Raw genomic sequence first — 16,734 nt, 5'->3', positions numbered from 1 at the left:
CTTATCGATGTGTAGCGAGTTGGGCGCGGAAAGTTGCGGATCGAACGAGGTGAACGACCGGTGTCCATCAGAGGTCTTGACAACCGGATTGGTCTGGACCAACTTTCTCCCTACTACGTGTGTCCATGCCATCCGTGGGCACCCGGGTCACCCGCACACCCCACCACCCCCCAACTCCTTGCCCCCAGGAGGCAGTCGTGGAACGTGCATCGCACGCGAATCGAGCGAGCCATGCGAAGTCGAGAGCAACCCTCAAGCGCCGGTTGATCGCCGGGCTGAGCGCCGCGGCCGTGATCGGCTCCGGCGTCGCGCTCGTCACGGAGGGCGCCGCCTCCGCCGCCACCACCAATCTGGTGGCCAACTCCGGCTTCGAGAGCGGCCTTTCCGGCTGGACCTGCTCCGCCGGCAGCGGTGCGGCCGTCTCCACCCCGGTGCACTCCGGGTCGAGCGCGCTGAAGGCCACCCCGTCCGGCAGCGACACCGCCCAGTGCCAGCAGACCATCAGCGTGCAGCCCAACTCCGCCTACACGCTGAGCGCGTGGGTGCAGGGGTCGTACGTCTACCTCGGCGCGACCGGCACCGGCGGCACCGACCCGTCCACCTGGACGCCGAGCGCCTCCTCCTACTCCCAGCTCAGCGTCAACTTCACCACCGGCGCGAGCACCACCTCGGTGACCGTCTACACGCACGGCTGGTACGGCCAACCCGCCTACTACGCCGACGATGTCACCCTGTCCGGCCCGGGCGGCACCGCGACCACCCCGCCGACCACGCCCCCGACGACGCCGCCCACCACTCCCCCCACCACGCCGCCGACCAGCCCGCCGGCCGGCGACCTGCCCAAGCACGCGGTGACCGGGTACTGGCAGGACTTCTCCAACGGCGCGACCGTGCAGACCATCGCGCAGGTGCAGAACCAGTACGACATCATCGCCGTGGCCTTCGCGACCGCCACCACCACGCCCGGCGCGGTCAGCTTCTCCCTGGACCCCTCGCTCAACTACAGCGAGGCGCAGTTCAAGGCGGACATCGCGGCCAAGCAGGCGGCGGGCAAGAAGGTGGTCATCTCCGTCGGCGGGCAGGACGGCACCATCTCGGTGCGCGACTCCGCCTCGGCGACGAACTTCGCCAACAGCGTCTACACCCTGATGCAGACGTACGGCTTCAACGGCGTGGACATCGACCTGGAGAACGGGATCGACCCGACCTACATGTCGCAGGCGCTGCGCAGCCTCAGCGCGAAGGCGGGCTCCGGGCTGATCATCACGATGGCGCCGCAGACCATCGACATGCTGTCGCCGTCCAGTGACTACCTGGCCACCGCGCTGAACATCAAGGACATCCTCACCGTCGTCAACACGCAGTACTACAACAGCGGTTCGATGAACGGCTGCGACGGCGGGGTCTACAGCCAGGGCACCGTGGACTTCATCACCACGCTGGCCTGCACCGCGATCCAGGCCGGGCTCGACCCGTCCCAGGTCGGCATCGGCACCCCCGCCTCCACCAGCGCGGCCGGCTCCGGGTACGTCTCGCCGTCGGTGGTCGACAACGCGCTCGACTGCCTGGCCAGCGGCACCAACTGCGGTACCTTCCACCCGTCGGCCAAGTGGCCCACCATTCGCGGCGCCATGACCTGGTCCACGAACTGGGACGCCTCCAACGGGAATTCCTGGTCCAACACGGTGGGCGCCCACGTCCACGCGATGTCGTAATCACGTCTGAACGTCTGAACGTCTGCGCGTAGGCACGTAGGCACGTAGGCACCAACCGCACAACACGAAGGGAGCGCCCCGCACTTGGGGCGCTCCCTTCGCCGTGGGAAGAAGCCGCGGTTCAGCCCAGTACGGCCAGCGCGTCGATCTCGATCAGCAGGCCGGCGGGCAGGCCGACGTAGACCGTCGTGCGGGCCGCGGGCGGCTGCTCCAGGTCGGCGAAGTAGGCGTTGTAGAGGTCGTTCAGCTCGGCGAAGTGCGCGGTGTCGGTCAGGTAGATCCGCACCATCACCACGTCCTCCCAGCTCGCGCCGCCGGCGGTCAGCACGGAGTGGACGTTCTCCAGGGTCTGGAGCGTCTGCTCGCGCAGGGTCGGGCCGGCCGGGGTCGGGGCCTGGCCCTCGACGGCGGGCAGGAAGCCGACCTGGCCGGCGACCTGGAGGATGTTGCCCTTGCGGACGCCGTGCGAGAACTTCGCCGGGGGCGCGGTGTGCGTGGGCGGGGTGATCGCGGTCTTGGTCAGGCGCGGAAGCCGGTCGGTGCCGGTCTCGGGCTGGTCGCTCATGCGTCGGTGTCCTCGTTGCTCGGTTCGTCGGGGAGGGGAGTCGTAGGGGGGTCGGGAGACGTGGTGTCGGTCGTGGCGTGGCCGTGGCGTCAGTCGTGGTCCGCGTCGGGGTGGTCCGCGTCGTGGTGGTCCGCGAGGTGTACGGCGTCGTCGGGGCGGTCGCCCTCATCGGGGCGGTCACGCTCGTCGGGGCGGTCGCGTCCGTCGGGCTCTTCGTGCTCGTCGCGCTCGCTCCCGTGCCTGCCGCACAGTTCCTCGCCCACCGCGTGCGCGGTTCGCAGGATCAGCGGGCGCAGCCGCAGCAACTCGTCGGCGCCGACCATCACGTTGGGCGCGGACAGCGACATCGCGGCGCAGACCCGGCCGTCCGGGCCGTGGATCGGCGCGCCGACGCAGTTGATGGACTCCTCGTGGCCGCCGAGGTCGCTCGCCCAGCCCTGCTCGCGCACCCGCGCCAGCTCGGCGAGGAACGCGGCCGCGTCCGGCGTCGAACGGGCGGTGTAGCGCGGGTAGTCCAGCCGTTCGGCGACCGCCCGCCGCTCGGGCTCCGGCAGGTCGGCGAGGAGCAGCTTGGCGACGGCGGCCACCGTGATGGCGACCGGGCGGCCGACCCGGGAGTACATCCGCACCGGGTAGCGGCTGTCCACCTTGTCGATGTAGACCACCTCGCCCTGCTCGTACACCGCCAGGTGCACGGTGTGGCCGGTGCGTTCGTTGAGCGCGGCCAGGTGGGGGTGGGCGATCTCCCGGATGTCCAGCGCCTCGACGGCCTGCTGGGCGAGCGCGAACAGCCGCGCGCCGAGCCGGTAGCGCTGGTCCTGCTGGCGGTAGACCAGGCCGTGTTCGTGCAGGGTGCGCAGCAGCCGCAGCGCGGTCGACTTGTGCACGTCGAGCCGGGTGGCGACCTGTTCCAGCCCGGCCGGCCCCTCGGCGAGCAGCGGCAGGATGCTCAGCGCCCGGTCCACGGTCTGGCTCATCCCGGCACCTCTCCGCCCGCGTCCCGCGTCCACCCCGGGCCCAGCCGCAGTCTGCCCCATGCGGCGTCGTCCAGCGCGGCCAACGCGTCGGTACGGGACCGGTCCGGCGGAACCGCCAGGTCGTCGGCGACGGTCAGCGCGGCGGCGGCCAGCAGGTGGCCGTGCCGCATCCGGTCCCGTAGCGGCAGCCCGCGCAGCGTCGCGGACAGGAACCCGGCGGCGAAGGCGTCACCCGCGCCGACGTGCGCGACCACCTCCACGGCGGGCGCCGGCACCTGGAGCCGGATGCCGCCCCGCCCCGCATCACCGCCAGGCCCGCCCGAACCGCCCGAAGCACCCGCGCCGCTCGAAGCACCCGCGCCGCCCGAACCGTCCAGGTCACCCAGGCCGCTCAGGTCCCCCAGATCCCCCAGCCCCTCCGGCAACTCCGCCCCCGCGGACGTGAACACCGTCGCCCCGGCCGCGCCCTGCTTGACCACGAGCATCGCCGGCTCCGGCAGTGCGGCCCGTACCGCGTCCGCGTCCGGCAGGCCCCACGCCGCCTGCGCCTCGTCCTCCCCGACGAAGACCAGGTCGCAGCCTCGGGCCAGTTCGGCGAGCTGCCACGGGTCGGCGTCGTGCCACAGCGCCGGGCGGTGGTTGACGTCGAAGGAGACCAGCGGGCGGCCCGGTTCGCGGTGGGTGAGGCGGGCCATCAGGGCGCGGCAACTCGCGGACAGCGCACCGGTGATGCCGGTCAGGTGCAGCACCCGGCCGGCCCACACGTCGCTCCGGCGGACCAGCGCGGGCGACAGCGCGGAGGCGGCCGAGCCCTTGCGGTAGTAGACGACCTCGGCGCGCTCGGACGGCCCGGCCGCCGTGGTGGCGCGCTCCTGCGCGGTGCGGAAGTAGACGCCGGTGGGACGGCGCGGGTCGCGCTGCACCGCGCCGACGTCCACCCCGGCCGCGGCGATGGTGTCCACCAGGTGGTCGCCGAAGCCGTCCGCGCCGACCCGGCTCACCCAGCTCGTGGTGTGCCCGGCACGGGCGAGCGTGCAGGCCACGTTGGACTCGGCACCGCCGATGGCACGGTGGAAGGAGGGGACGTCGGCGAGCGGTCCCGGCCGGGAGGGTACGAAGGTGACCATGGACTCGCCCAGGCAGACGACATCGACACGTTCGGCGCTCGGCGTTGCGGTCACGCGGGTCTCCGCTCCTCGTCGGTACGGGCTCGGGCGGGCGGACGGGGCCGGATCGGAGCCGGCGGATCATCGGGCCGGCCGGTCCGGACGCCGTTGACCCCGCGCCGACCAGGATGTTAGACAGCTTGAAACAGAATACGCAACGGACGTTGCACAGGATGCAACGGCCGTACGACGCGGCACCGGCACCGCCGGGCCGCTTCCCGGGAGGGTGGATGGACATCGACGAGCGGATCGCGGCACTGGACGCCGAGCGGATCGACCATCGCTTCAAGGCGCTTCCGCCGGACGCCGAGGGGCTGACCGTGGGCGAGCTGGCCGCGCAGCGCCGCAGCCTGTTCGACGGCGGCTTCGGCACGCCGCTGCTCGTGCTGTCCGAGGAGGCCCTGGCGCACAACCTGGCCGCGCTGGAGGAGTACACCGACAAGTACGGCCTGGTCTTCGCGCCGCACGGCAAGACCTCCATGGCGCCGCAGCTCTTCGCCCGCCAACTCGCCCACGGCGCCTGGGGGATCACCCTGGCCGTGCCGCACCAGGTGCGGGTGGCAAGGGCGTTCGGGGTGCCGCGGATCTTCCTCGCCAACGAACTGGTCGACGCGGCCGCGCTGCGCTGGATCGGCGCCGAACTGGACGCCGACCCCGACTTCCAGCTCATCACCTACGTCGACTCGTTGCGCGGGGTCGAGCTGATGGACGCGGCGCTGCGCGCGGCCGGCGTACAGCGGCAGCTGGACGTCGTGGTCGAACTCGGCGCCGGGCAGGGCGCGCGGACCGGGGTGCGCACCGACCGCGAGGCCGAAGCGGTCGCGGCGGCGGTGTCGGCGGCCGGCACGCTGCGGCTGGTGGGCGTGGCCGGGTACGAGGGCGAGGTGCCCGCGGCCGATCCGGAGCGGGTACGGGCCTACCTGCGCCGGCTGGTGGCGCTCGCCGAAACGCTCGACCGGGCCGGCCGGTTCGCGGACGCCACCGAAATCGTGGTGAGCGCGGGCGGCTCCGCGTGGTTCGACGCGGTCGCCGAAGTCTTCGCGGAGGTACCGGAGTTGTCCCGTCCGGCGCTGCGGCTGCTGCGTTCGGGGGCGTACGTCACCCACGACGACGACCACTACCGGCGGATCACGCCCTTCAACCGGGTGCCGGACGACGGCGACCTTCAGCCCGCCTTCCGGCTGTGGGCGCAGGTCGTCTCCCGGCCCGCACCGGACCAGGCGTTCCTCAACGCGGGCAAGCGGGACGCCCCTTACGACCTCGGGCTGCCGACGCCCCGCACGGTCCGCTCGGCCCGCGACGGCGCGGTGCGCACCGCGCCGGACGGGCTGGAGGTGGTCAAACTCTCCGACCAGCACGCCTGGTTGCGCGTCCCGCCCGAGGACGGCCTGGAGGTCGGCGACTGGGTCGCGCTCGGCGTGTCCCACCCCTGCACCACATTCGACAAGTGGGTGCTCATCCCGGTCGCCCGGGCGGACGGCACGGTCACGTCCTACGTCCGCACGTTCTTCTGACCCGTTTCCGACCCGGTGGTACGGCCCGCCCCTCGCCGCCCGTGACCCGGCGGCCCCGGGGCTGCGGGGGCGGGCCGCCCGCCGGAAACGCTCGATTCGTAAGGGAAGATGGCTGTTCATGGAGCTGGTGGTACGCGGGGCGCGGGTGGTGGACGGGTCGGGCGGCGACTCGTACCGGGCCGACGTCGGGGTGGACGGCGGGCGGATCACGGAGATCCGGCGGGAGCGGGACGGCGGGGCGCGGCTCGGCGGGCGGCTCGTGGTGGACGCGGACGGGCTGGCGCTGGCCCCGGGCTTCATCGACATGCACGCGCACAGCGACCTCGCGGTGCTGGAGGACCCCGCGCACGAGGCGAAGGCCGCCCAGGGCGTCACCCTGGAGGTGCTGGGGCAGGACGGCCTGTCGTACGCCCCGGTCGACGACGTCACCCTCAAGGAGCTGCGCACCCAGATCGCCGGGTGGAACGGTCCGGGCGCCGACGCGGAGTTCACCTGGCGCAGCGTCGGCGGCTACCTGGACCGGCTGGACCAGGGCATCGCGGTGAACGCCGCCTACCTGGTGCCGCAGGGCACCGTGCGGGCGATGGTGATGGGCTGGGCGGACCGGCCGCCGACGGAGCCCGAGCTGGACCGGATGAAGGAGGAGGTCGCGCGCGGCCTCGCCGAGGGCGCCGTCGGCATGTCCTCCGGCCTCACCTACACCCCGGGGATGTACGCCTCCGATGGCGAACTGACCGAGCTGTGCCGGGTGGTGGCGGCCTACGACGGCTACTACTGCCCGCACCACCGGTCGTACGGCGCCGGCGCGCTGACCGCGTACGAGGAGATGCTCGCGCTCGCCCGCACCTCGGGGTGCGCCCTGCACCTGGCGCACGCCACGATGAACTTCGACGAGAACACCGGCCGCGCCCCCGAACTGCTGGCCCTGCTCGACCGCGCCCTGGACACGGGCATCGACGTCACCCTCGACACGTATCCGTACACCCCGGGCTGCACCACGCTGGTCGCGCTGCTGCCGAGCTGGGCCGCGGAGGGCGGTCCGGAGGCGACCCTCGCCCGGCTGCGGGACGACACCGCGGCCGAGGCCATCCGCCGCGCCCTGGAGGTCGAGGGCTCCGACGGCTGCCACGGGGTGCCCGTCGACTGGTCCACCATCGAGATCTCGGGCGTCACCGACCCCGCCCTGTCCCCCCGCATCGGCACCCGGGTGGACGGCTGGCCCACCGCCCGCCGCCTCCTGCTCGACGACCGCCTGGGCACCACGATCCTGCAGCACGTCGGCGACGAGTCCAACGTCCGTACGATCATGGGCCACCGCGCGCACACCGCGGGCTCCGACGGCATCCTGCGCGGCGCCAAACCGCACCCCCGCGCCTACGGCACCTTCCCGGCCTATCTCGGCCGCTACGTGAGGGAGTTGGGCGTCCTGACGCTGGAGGAGTGCGTGGCGCACCTGAGCGGGCGGCCCGCGGCCCGGCTGCGGCTGCCCGACCGCGGCCTGGTCCGCACCGGCTACCGCGCCGACCTGGTCCTCTTCGACCCGGACACGGTCGCGGCCGGCGCCACCTTCGAGCGCCCGCGCACCTTGCCGACGGGCATTCCGTACGTGCTGGTGGACGGCCGGTTCGTGATGGCCGACGGCCGGCGTACGGGGGTGCTCGCCGGGCGCTCGGTGCGCAGGTCGCCGGCGCGCGGCGGCCGGCGCGGGTGAGGCGGGGACGGGAGGGCGGGCGTCGGGCGGTGCCGCTCAGCCCGAGGCGGCGGGCGGCCCGGCCTGCGGTCGCCGCAGCCCGGCCCACAGCAGGGCGGCCGCCTGGTCCGGGTCGTTGGTGATCTCGGCGTCGAGCCGGTCGGCGGCCAGCCGCTCGTTCGGGGTCAGTGTCGGGGTGTAGAAGACGACGACGCCCCGGTAGCCGTCATCGCGGGCGGCCCGGATCAGCTCGAAGCCCCGGCCGGGGGTGCCGAACGCGGCGACATGGCACAGCACGGCCCGCGGTTCGCGGGCGAGCACGTCGGGCCACAGCTCTTCGTAGAAGTCGAAGTCGTGGTCAAGACCGCCGCGGCGCAGCGCGAAACCGACCGCCCCCGCGGCGCCCGAGGTGAAGCCCGCCACCACCACGACCGGGGGGCGCGCGCCCCGCCCGTCGCCGCCCGGGGACAGGGACGAGGGCATCCGCTGGGCGTACCCGGCGGGCAGCGGATAGTCCACCGGGAAGGTCTCGGTGTCCTGCGGGTCGAGCGCGGGGCTGACCGGATCGACCGGCCCGGCCGGCCGGGCCGCGGGCGGCTGCGTGGTGGTGCGCGGCGACGCCTGCGGCGTGCTCGTCGAACGGTTCCCGCCCGGCCGGTTCCCAGTCGGCCAGTTCTCGGCCGGCCAGTTCCCGACCGGCCGGTCGCCGCCCGACCCGTCTCCGCCCGGCGGGTTCCCGCTCGGCGAGTCCCCGCTCGGCCGGCCGGCCCCGGGACGGTCCCCACCGGGCACGCTCGATCCGGGCTCCCCGCGCGCCCCCGGAAGCATCGTCGGCTCGCCGCTGTCCGGCAGCCCCACCATCGCCGGCGCGACCCACCCCGCCGGCGGCTCGGACGGCGATGACGGCAGCGGCTCCAGCGGGCGGTCCATCCCTTCCCGCAGCCGCTGGAGCACCAGCTCCGCGCCCTCCAGCTCCCGCAGCCCCCACAGCAGCGACACGAACGTCTGGTCGATGGCCAACGCGGGGAACCGGTCGGGCAGTTCGCCCTCCAGCACGCGCAGGGTGTCCTCGCGGTCGTGCTGGTCCTCCCCCTCCGGCGGCGCCATGGCGTACCGGGCCAGGAAGCCCTCGACCCGCTCCGCGTCCCGCGCCGACCAGTGCGAACCGGCCCGCAGCAGCGTCCGGACCGCGCAGTACTCGAAGAAGGTGTCCACCACCTCGGGCTGCGAACCGGGCTCGTTCTGCGCGGTCATCAACCGGTAGAAGTCCATGTAGAGGTACCGGAGCAGCAGCGTGATGATGACCGCCTCGGTGCTCAGGTCGGACCAGCTCGGGTTGAGGTTCGCCTCCAGCAGCAGGCCGTTGACCAGGGTCTTCACCCGGCGCGGGTTGCGGGCGGCCCGGTAGCCCAGCAGTTCCACCAGCTGCTGGTCGAGGAGGTCGGCGATGCCGGCCCGCCCGGCGCAGCTCCATACGTAGCGCTGGATGTCGCGGTTGCCGGGAGCGGGGATGCGGTAGCTGGTCTGGAAGATCTTCTCCATGAAGGCCGCGCCGGCCGGCGTGAGGTTGCGCAGCATGCCCTCCTCGCTCATCGCCTCGCGGTCGCAGCCGATCACGAAGGCGAGGCCCGGCACGTCCAGGTAGACCTTGAGCGCCTCGCACAGCGCGAGCACCGTCTCCTGGGAGCAGCGGTCGAGGTCGTCGATGAAGATCACCAGCAGCCTGCCGGGGGCTCCCGGGTGCGGCGCGGCCGTCCAGTCCGCCACCATCCTGCGCAGCGCGTCCCGCATCCGGTTGCGCGCGGTGGCGTCCACCGACAGGGCGCGCCACAGCGCGTCCACCATGCCCGCCACGCCCAGCGGCCCCGCGGCCACCAGCGTGAGCGCGCGGACCACCCTGGCCAGGCCGCTGCCGCCCTGCAACCGGCGCAGCGCGCGGCGCAGGACGTTCGGGTCGAACTGCGCCAGCACGGACTTGATCAGCCCTTCGAGCGCGTCGGCCCCGGTCGAGCTCCAGGCGTTGTACCAGACGGTGTGCACGCCGTCGGTGTCCTGGAGCTTGGCGTCGACCAGCCGCATCAGGCTGCTCTTGCCCATCCCCCAGCCGCCCTCCAGCGCGAGGGTGAAGGGCGTGGAGCGCCGGGAGGCCAGCAGCAGCGCGGACAGTTGCTCGGCCACCCACCGGGCACCCAGTTCGTCGTCCTCGGCGCCGGTCACCGGCTCGTCGTTGAGCAGCACCAGCCCGCTGCGGGCGCCCTCCCCCATCCGTACCGTGCCGGGCGCGGCGGGCCCGGGCCGGCCGCCGTGCGGCGGTTGGATCGCCATCCCCCGAGTCTTCCAGCCCTGGACGCCCCAGGGGCGGGCCCGGCGAAATCCGTCCGGTGTCCACGTGGTGGAAAACACCGCGCGGCTCCCGTGACGCCGCCGTAAGGTGACCGACATGCAGGTGATTCAGTCCACGAAGCTCGCGAACGTCTGTTATGAGATCCGGGGTCCGGTTCTTGAGGAGGCGATGCGGCTGGAGGCGGCCGGGCACCGCATCCTGAAGCTGAACACCGGCAACCCGGCGCCTTTCGGGTTCGACTGCCCGCCGGAGATCCTGGAGGACATGCTGCGCACCTTGGGTGACGCGCATGGCTACGGGGACGCGAAGGGGCTGCTGTCGGCGCGGCGCGCGGTGATGCAGCACTACCAGACCAAGGGCATCCCGCTGGAGGTCGAGGACATCTACCTCGGCAACGGCGTGTCCGAACTGATCCAGATGTCGATGCAGGCGATGCTCGACGACGGTGACGAGGTGCTGGTCCCCGCCCCCGACTACCCGCTGTGGACCGCCTCGGTCTCGCTGGCCGGCGGCACCGCGGTGCACTACCGCTGCGACGAGCAGTCCGACTGGATGCCGGACCTCGCCGACATCGAGCGCAAGGTCACCGACCGCACCAAGGCGATCGTGGTGATCAACCCGAACAACCCCACCGGCGCCGTCTACGACGACGAGTTGCTGCGCGGCATCACCGACATCGCCCGCCGGCACCGCCTGGTGGTCTGCTCCGACGAGATCTACGACAAGATCCTCTACGACGACGCCACCCACACCCCCACCGCCGCGATCGCCCCCGACCTGCTCACGCTCACCTTCAACGGGCTGTCGAAGGCGTACCGCGTGGCCGGTTTCCGCAGCGGGTGGATGGCGGTGTGCGGCCCGAAGAAGCATGCCGGCAGCTACATCGAGGGCCTGACCATCCTCGCGAACATGCGGCTGTGCGCGAACATGCCGGCACAGCACGCCATCGCGACCGCGCTCGGCGGCCACCAGTCGATCAACTCCCTGGTCCTGCCCGGCGGCCGGCTGCGGGCGCAGCGCGACGCCACGTACGAAGCGCTGATGGAGATCCCCGGCATCACCTGCGTCAAGCCGAAGGGGGCGCTGTACGCCTTCCCGCGGCTCGACCCGCAGGTGTACAAGATCAAGGACGACCGGCAGATGGTGCTTGACCTGCTGCGCGCGGAGAAGATCATGATCGTGCACGGCACCGGGTTCAACTGGATCGAGCCGGACCACTTCCGCATCGTCACGCTGCCGCGCGCGGAGGACCTGCGCGAGGCGGTCGGCCGGATCGGCCGCTTCCTCGACGGCTACAGCCAGCCGTAAGCGCTCCAGCCGTAGGAGTTCCAGCTGTACGAGTTCCAGCCGTAGGAGTTCCAGCCGTAAGAACTCCAGCCGTACGAGCCGTTTCGCAGGGGCGCGGGGTCCATCCCCCGCGCCCCTCACCGCTTACCCCAGCCGCTCGACCAGCGAGCGGTACTCCGTCCACAGCTCCGGCGGGGTGTGCTCCCCGAAGGTCTCCAGGTGGGCCGGGATGAGCGCCGCCTCCTGCCGCCAGATGTCGCGGTCGACGCTCAGCAGCAGTTCGAGGTCAGCCGCGGACAGGCCCAGCCCGTCCGTGTCGAGGGCGCCCTCGGCCGGCAACACGCCGATGGGGGTGCGCACCCCCTCCGCCTGGCCGTCCAGCCGCTGCACGATCCACTTCAGCACGCGGCTGTTCTCGCCGAACCCGGGCCACACGAAGCGCCCGTCGGCGTCCTTGCGGAACCAGTTGACGTAGTAGATCCTCGGCAGCTTCGCGGGGTCCTGCTCCTTGCCGAGCTTGACCCAGTGGCCGAAGTAGTCGCCCATGTTGTAGCCGCAGAACGGCAGCATCGCGAACGGGTCGCGGCGCAGCTCGCCGACCTTGCCCTCGGCGGCGGCGGTCTTCTCGCTGGCGACGTTCGCGCCGAGGAAGACGCCGTGCTGCCAGTCGAAGGACTCGGTGACCAGCGGCACCGCGGAGGCGCGGCGCCCGCCGAAGAGGATCGCCGAGATCGGCACGCCCTTGGGGTCCTCCCACTCGGGCGCGATGATCGGGCACTGGGCGGCCGGCACGGTGAACCGGGCGTTGGGGTGGGCGGCCGGGGTGGCGCTGTCCGGCGTCCAGTCGTTGCCCTTCCAGTCGGTGAGGTGGGCCGGCGGCTGCTCGGTCATGCCCTCCCACCACACGTCGCCGTCGTCGGTGAGGGCGACGTTGGTGAAGACCGAGTTGCCGTACATGGTCTTCATCGCGTTGGCGTTGGTGTGCTCGCCGGTGCCGGGGGCGACGCCGAAGAAGCCGGCCTCGGGGTTGATCGCGTAGAGCCGGCCGTCCGCGCCGAACCGCATCCAGGCGATGTCGTCGCCGATGGTCTCCACGCTCCAGCCGGAGACGGTGGGCTCCAGCATGGCGAGGTTGGTCTTGCCGCAGGCCGAGGGGAAGGCCGCGGCCACGTACCGGGCCTCGCCGTGCGGGGGTGTCAGCTTCAGGATCAGCATGTGCTCGGCGAGCCAGCCCTCGTCGCGGGCCATCACCGAGGCGATCCGCAGCGCGTAGCACTTCTTGCCGAGCAGCGCGTTGCCGCCGTAGCCGGAGCCGTAGGACCAGATCTCGCGGTCCTCGGGGAAGTGCGAGATGTACTTGGTCGCGTTGCACGGCCACGGCACGTCGGCCGCTTTGTCGGTCAGCGGGGCGCCGACGGAGTGCACGGCCTTGACGAAGGCGCCGTCGGTGCCGAGTTCGTCGAGCACCGCGCGGCCCATCCGGGTCATGGTGCGCATGGACACCGCGACGTAGGCGGAGTCGGTGATCTCCACGCCCATCGCGGACAGCTCCGAGCCGAGCGGGCCCATGCAGAACGGCACCACGTACATGGTCCGGCCGCGCATGGCGCCGCGGAACAGGCCGCCCTCACCGCCCTCAGGGATCTCGCCGCTCGTGCCGGCACCGCCGCTCGTGCCGCCGCGCCCGTGGTCACCCTTCCGGCCAGTGAAGATCTCCCGCATCTCGGCGGGCGCCTTCCAGTGGTTGGTCGGGCCCGCGTCGGCCTCGCGCCGCGAGCAGATGAAGGTCCGGTCCTCGACCCGCGCCACGTCGGTGGGGTCGGATGCCGCGTAGTACGAGTTGGGGCGCAGGGTCGGGTCGAGCCTGGTGAAGGTGCCCTTGGCGACGAGTTCCCCGGCGAGCCGGTGGTACTCCTCCTCCGAGCCGTCGCACCACACGACCTCGTCGGGCTGGGTGAGTTCGGCGATCTCGCCGACCCAGTTGATCAGTTCCTGATGGTTGGTGGGAGCCGCATTGCCGCGCGCCACGATCGCTCCGTCCCGCCGGGTCCGCACAGACCGGCGTGGTGTGAGGGTGTTGTCTCGGCCCCTTGGGGGCTGCGGCCCGGACGCGTTCGTGGAGTGCTCATCCGGTGCCGACCGCACTCATATGAGTGTGGTCCCGGCGAAATGATTCTGTCCAGACCACCCAGCGTGAGCATTACCACTCGGAGGGCGGTCATACTACTTACGGGTAACTTACGGTCGCGTAGGTATCATCCGCGGTATGACCGCCGTGGACGAGACCGACGACGCAGCCTCCCCCGCTGCTTCGGTCGACCTGCCCAAGCTCACGAAACCCAAGCTCAGGGGGTGGCTGCACGCGGGAATGTTCCCCGCGGTACTCATTTCCGGCGTGGTACTGACGGCCTTCGCGCAGAGCACCCGCGGGCGGATCGCCTGCGCCGTCTTCACCGTCACCGCCTGCGCCCTCTTCGGCGTCAGCGCGCTCTACCACCGCGGCAACTGGGGCCCGCGCGGTGCCGGAATTTTGCGACGACTTGACCATGCGAACATCTTCCTGATCATCGCGGGCACCTACACGCCGCTGACGATCCTGCTGCTGCCCGGAGCCACCTCCGAGCTGCTGCTGTGGCTGGTCTGGGCCGGCGCGCTGGCCGGTATCGCCTTCCGGGTCTTCTGGGTCGGCGCCCCCCGTTGGCTCTACACGCCCTGCTACATCGCGCTCGGCTGGGTCGCGGTCTTCTTCCTGCCGGACTTCATGCGCACCGGCGGCGTCGCCGTGATGGTCTGCGTGGTCGTCGGCGGCATCCTCTACAGCACCGGCGCGGCGGTCTACGGCTTCAAGCGGCCCAACCCCTCACCCCGCTGGTTCGGCTTCCACGAGGTCTTCCACTCCTTCACGCTGGCGGCGTTCATCGTCCACTACGTCGGCATCTCGCTGGTCGCCTACAGCCACAACTGATCCAGCCAGACCCGGTCCCGCCACAACCCTCCCCGCCAGATCCGCCCCACCGGAACCGACCACCAGAACCGACCCGCCGCACCCGCCACGCCCCGCACTCCCCGCCCACGGGAGTGCGGGGCTTTCGCATGTCCGGAGTGACAGCTACTATTTTTTAGTAGTCACTCTCATTTGACATCTACTCGCGGGAGATCTCGTGTCGGCACCGTCCGCAACACCCTCCGCAGCAGCGCCCCACACCCACCAGCCGGGCGCCGACCCCAGGAGATGGCTCGCGCTCGGCGCGCTGGTCGCCAGCACCCTCGTGCTCAGCTTCGACATGACGATCCTCAACGTGGCGCTGCCGAGCATGGCCGGGCAGATCCACGCCGGGACCGGCGACCTGCAGTGGATCGTGGACTCGTACACCGTGGTCTTCGCCGCCGCGATGCTGCCCGCGGGCCTGCTCGGCGACCGGTTCGGGCGGCGCCGGATGCTGGTGGCCGGCCTGGTCGTGTTCCTCGCCGGCTCGATGATCGGCACCCTCGCGCACAGCCCGGGGCCGGTGATCGCGGCCCGTACCGTGATGGGCCTGGGCGGGGCGTTCGTGATGCCGCTGGCGCTGTCGGTGATCCCGTCGCTGTTCGGCCCGGCCGACCGGCCCAAGGCGGTGGCCATCACCAGTACCTCGATGGCGCTCGGCATGCCGCTCGGCCCGATCATCGGCGGCGCGCTGCTGGAGCACTTCTGGTGGGGCTCGGTCTTCCTGATCAACATCCCGCTGGTCGCGATCAGCATCGTGGCGTGCGTGCTGCTGCTCCCCGAGACCCGCGACCCGGCCGCGCCACGGGTGGACCCGGTCGGCACCGTGTGCGCGGCCGCGGGCCTGGGCGCCCTGGTCTACGGCATCATCGAGGCCCCCGACCGCGGCTGGGCCGACCCGCTGGTGCTGGGCTCGCTGCTCGGGTCGGTGCTGCTGATCGCCGCGCTGGTGCTGCGCGAGCGCGGGGTGTCGCGGCCGATGCTCGACCTGTCGCTGCTGCGGCAGCGCGGCTTCCTGTGGAACGCGGTGGCCGCGACCCTGGTCAGCTTCATCCTCACCGGCCTGCTCTTCGTGCTGCCGTCCTACCTCCAGACCGTGCTGGGCTACGACGCCTTCGGCACCGGCCTGCGGCTGCTGCCGATGATGGGCGGGCTGATGGTCGCCGCCCGGCTCAGCGCCGGCCTGGTACGGCGGTTCGGCCCCCGGCCGGTGATCGCCACCGGGCTGCTGCTGCTCGCCGCGGCCGCCTTCCTCGGGGCCACCACCGGCAGCGGTGACGGCTACGGCGCCTGCGCGACCTGGCAGCCGATCGCCGGGCTCGGCTTCGGCCTGGCCATCGTGCCCTCGATGGACGGCGCGCTCGGCGCGCTCCCCCGCGACCGGGCCGGCAGCGGCTCGGGGCTGCTCCAGACGCTGCGGCAGACCGGCTCCGCGGTCGGCGTCGCGATCCTCGGCAGCGTGCTGGCCTCCGGCTACCGCGACCGGCTCGGCTCCACCGGGCTGACCGGCGCGGCGGCCCGCACCGCACGGGACTCCGTGGTCGGCGCGCACCAGGTCGCCGCCAAGCTCGGCGACCGCGCGCTCGCCGCCGCCGCGGACCGGGCCTACGTCCACGGCATGGACCTGGCGATCGTGGTCTGCGGCGCCGCCGCGCTGGCCGCGGCCGCGCTCGTCGCGGTCTTCCTGCCCGACACGCGCACGCCGGCGGCCCCCGGCCAGGCATCCGGGAAGGCCGCGGGCAACGCGTCCGGCCAGGCATCCGGCCAGGCCACCGCGCCGGACGCACGGCAGGACGTACCGCAGGGCGCGCCCGCGCCCATGGCTCCCAAGGCCACCGATGCCCGACAATGAGCGGCATGTGCCCTCGTACGACCCCCACCGACGTGCCCGCGCCCGGCCTGCGGGAACGCAAGAAGGTCAAAACCCGGCAGGCCATCCGCACGGCCGCGTACCGGCTCTTCGCCGAGCAGGGGTACGACGCGACGCCGGTCGACCAGATCGCCGCGGAGGCGGACGTGTCGCCCAGTACCGTCTTCCGCTACTTCCCCACCAAGGAGGACATCGTCCTCACGGACGAGTACGACGACGACATGGCGAGGGTGCTGCGCACCCGCCCGATGGACGAGCCGGCGCTCGCCTCCGTGCGGCACGTGATGCACGAGGTGCTGAGCCGCATGCTCGACGACCCGCAGGCGCGGGACGAGATGGTCCGGCGCGAGGAACTGGTCCGGGACGTGCCGGCGATCCGGGCCCGCGCGCACGAGTCGATGTCCACGACCGGGCGGCTGCTCGGCGGGATCATCGCGGAGCGGACCGGGCGGCCCGCGGACGACCTGGAGGTCCGGGTCTTCACGACGGCGGTCTTCGGGGCGATCCACGAGACCACGATGTACTGGATCGAGCACCACCGGTCCGAGGACATGATCGAACTGCTCGACCGCACCCTCGGGTTGCTCCGCCGAGGTCTCGACATCCCGCCGACCTGACCT

12 protein-coding genes are annotated in these 16,734 nt (G+C 72.3%); 7 read left to right on the top strand and 5 right to left on the bottom strand.

Annotated elements, in window-relative coordinates; all coding sequences use genetic code 11:
- Positions 1-290: 290 nt before the first annotated feature.
- The gene (locus ACIPAE_RS22890; protein WP_329373977.1) at positions 291-1,715 is read left to right on the top strand and encodes a carbohydrate binding domain-containing protein; all 1,425 of its coding nucleotides are present in this window, start codon (positions 291-293) and stop codon (positions 1,713-1,715) included.
- A gap of 121 nt (positions 1,716-1,836) precedes the next feature.
- Here the strand turns inward: ACIPAE_RS22890 and ACIPAE_RS22885 are convergent, their stop codons facing one another.
- The 3 genes from ACIPAE_RS22885 to ACIPAE_RS22875 all read right to left on the bottom strand — a co-directional run bounded on the left by ACIPAE_RS22885 (position 1,837) and on the right by ACIPAE_RS22875 (position 4,384).
- Positions 1,837-2,280 carry a RidA family protein gene (locus ACIPAE_RS22885; RefSeq protein WP_402447503.1) on the bottom strand — a complete coding sequence of 148 codons (444 nt, stop codon included), beginning with the start codon at positions 2,278-2,280 and terminating at the stop codon, positions 1,837-1,839.
- Positions 2,281-2,369: 89 nt separating this feature from the next.
- Positions 2,370-3,257 carry an IclR family transcriptional regulator gene (locus ACIPAE_RS22880; RefSeq protein WP_402447501.1) on the bottom strand — a complete coding sequence of 296 codons (888 nt, stop codon included), beginning with the start codon at positions 3,255-3,257 and terminating at the stop codon, positions 2,370-2,372.
- A complete protein-coding gene (locus ACIPAE_RS22875) occupies positions 3,254-4,384 on the bottom strand; it encodes a sugar kinase (protein ID WP_402447651.1) in 1,131 nt (376 codons plus the stop codon). Before ACIPAE_RS22875 ends, ACIPAE_RS22880 begins: the two co-directional genes overlap by 4 nt.
- 269 nt (positions 4,385-4,653) lie before the next feature.
- Here ACIPAE_RS22875 and ACIPAE_RS22870 point away from each other — a divergent pair, with 269 nt between their 5' ends.
- Together ACIPAE_RS22870 and ACIPAE_RS22865 are read left to right on the top strand one after the other, a co-directional pair.
- Positions 4,654-5,937: an alanine racemase gene (locus tag ACIPAE_RS22870; protein ID WP_402447499.1), complete on the top strand. Its 1,284-nt coding sequence runs from the start codon at positions 4,654-4,656 to the stop codon at positions 5,935-5,937.
- A 118-nt stretch (positions 5,938-6,055) separates the two neighbouring features.
- Positions 6,056-7,648, top strand: coding sequence for an amidohydrolase family protein (locus ACIPAE_RS22865; RefSeq protein WP_402447497.1), 1,593 nt, complete (start codon positions 6,056-6,058; stop codon positions 7,646-7,648).
- 36 nt (positions 7,649-7,684) lie between these two features.
- On the opposite strand, the gene ACIPAE_RS22860 is transcribed toward ACIPAE_RS22865, so the two are convergent.
- Positions 7,685-9,952: a P-loop NTPase fold protein gene (locus tag ACIPAE_RS22860; RefSeq protein WP_402447495.1), complete on the bottom strand. Its 2,268-nt coding sequence runs from the start codon at positions 9,950-9,952 to the stop codon at positions 7,685-7,687.
- Positions 9,953-10,067: 115 nt separating this feature from the next.
- On the opposite strand from ACIPAE_RS22860, the gene ACIPAE_RS22855 reads away from it, so the two are divergent.
- On the top strand, positions 10,068-11,279 hold the full coding sequence (locus ACIPAE_RS22855; RefSeq protein WP_329365419.1) for a pyridoxal phosphate-dependent aminotransferase: 1,212 nt from the start codon (positions 10,068-10,070) through the stop codon (positions 11,277-11,279).
- Between the two features lie 123 nt (positions 11,280-11,402).
- Here the strand turns inward: ACIPAE_RS22855 and ACIPAE_RS22850 are convergent, their stop codons facing one another.
- Positions 11,403-13,286 (bottom strand): phosphoenolpyruvate carboxykinase (GTP), encoded by a 1,884-nt coding sequence (locus tag ACIPAE_RS22850; protein ID WP_402447494.1) that lies wholly within the window; start codon positions 13,284-13,286, stop codon positions 11,403-11,405.
- Positions 13,287-13,524: 238 nt separating this feature from the next.
- On the opposite strand from ACIPAE_RS22850, the gene ACIPAE_RS22845 reads away from it, so the two are divergent.
- The 3 genes from ACIPAE_RS22845 to ACIPAE_RS22835 all read left to right on the top strand — a co-directional run bounded on the left by ACIPAE_RS22845 (position 13,525) and on the right by ACIPAE_RS22835 (position 16,731).
- Positions 13,525-14,223, top strand: a complete 699-nt coding sequence (locus ACIPAE_RS22845; RefSeq protein WP_329365422.1) for a hemolysin III family protein — start codon at positions 13,525-13,527, stop codon at positions 14,221-14,223.
- A gap of 196 nt (positions 14,224-14,419) precedes the next feature.
- A complete protein-coding gene (locus tag ACIPAE_RS22840) occupies positions 14,420-16,096 on the top strand; it encodes an MFS transporter (RefSeq protein ID WP_402447492.1) in 1,677 nt (558 codons plus the stop codon).
- A gap of 5 nt (positions 16,097-16,101) precedes the next feature.
- Complete coding sequence (locus ACIPAE_RS22835) at positions 16,102-16,731, top strand: TetR family transcriptional regulator (protein ID WP_366411093.1); 630 nt, start codon at positions 16,102-16,104, stop codon at positions 16,729-16,731.
- Positions 16,732-16,734 lie beyond the last annotated feature (3 nt).

It is taken from the genome of Streptomyces sp. NPDC087270 (genome assembly GCF_044744625.1).
Classification (GTDB): domain Bacteria; phylum Actinomycetota; class Actinomycetes; order Streptomycetales; family Streptomycetaceae; genus Actinacidiphila.
The sequence above is the reverse complement of the archived record's forward strand: the minus strand, read 5'-3'. Positions and strand labels throughout refer to the sequence as shown.

Excerpts from the sequence above, each read along its gene's own strand:
- ACIPAE_RS22870 (WP_402447499.1), top strand. The coding sequence starts at position 4,654 with ATGGACATCGACGAGCGGATCGCGGCACTGGACGCCGAGCGGATCGAC.
- ACIPAE_RS22880 (WP_402447501.1), bottom strand. The coding sequence starts at position 3,257 with ATGAGCCAGACCGTGGACCGGGCGCTGAGCATCCTGCCGCTGCTCGCC.
- ACIPAE_RS22860 (WP_402447495.1), bottom strand. The coding sequence starts at position 9,952 with ATGGCGATCCAACCGCCGCACGGCGGCCGGCCCGGGCCCGCCGCGCCC.
- ACIPAE_RS22845 (WP_329365422.1), top strand. The coding sequence starts at position 13,525 with ATGACCGCCGTGGACGAGACCGACGACGCAGCCTCCCCCGCTGCTTCG.
- ACIPAE_RS22835 (WP_366411093.1), top strand. The coding sequence starts at position 16,102 with ATGTGCCCTCGTACGACCCCCACCGACGTGCCCGCGCCCGGCCTGCGG.
- ACIPAE_RS22885 (WP_402447503.1), bottom strand. The coding sequence starts at position 2,280 with ATGAGCGACCAGCCCGAGACCGGCACCGACCGGCTTCCGCGCCTGACC.
- ACIPAE_RS22865 (WP_402447497.1), top strand. The coding sequence starts at position 6,056 with ATGGAGCTGGTGGTACGCGGGGCGCGGGTGGTGGACGGGTCGGGCGGC.
- ACIPAE_RS22875 (WP_402447651.1), bottom strand. The coding sequence starts at position 4,384 with ATGGTCACCTTCGTACCCTCCCGGCCGGGACCGCTCGCCGACGTCCCC.
- ACIPAE_RS22855 (WP_329365419.1), top strand. The coding sequence starts at position 10,068 with ATGCAGGTGATTCAGTCCACGAAGCTCGCGAACGTCTGTTATGAGATC.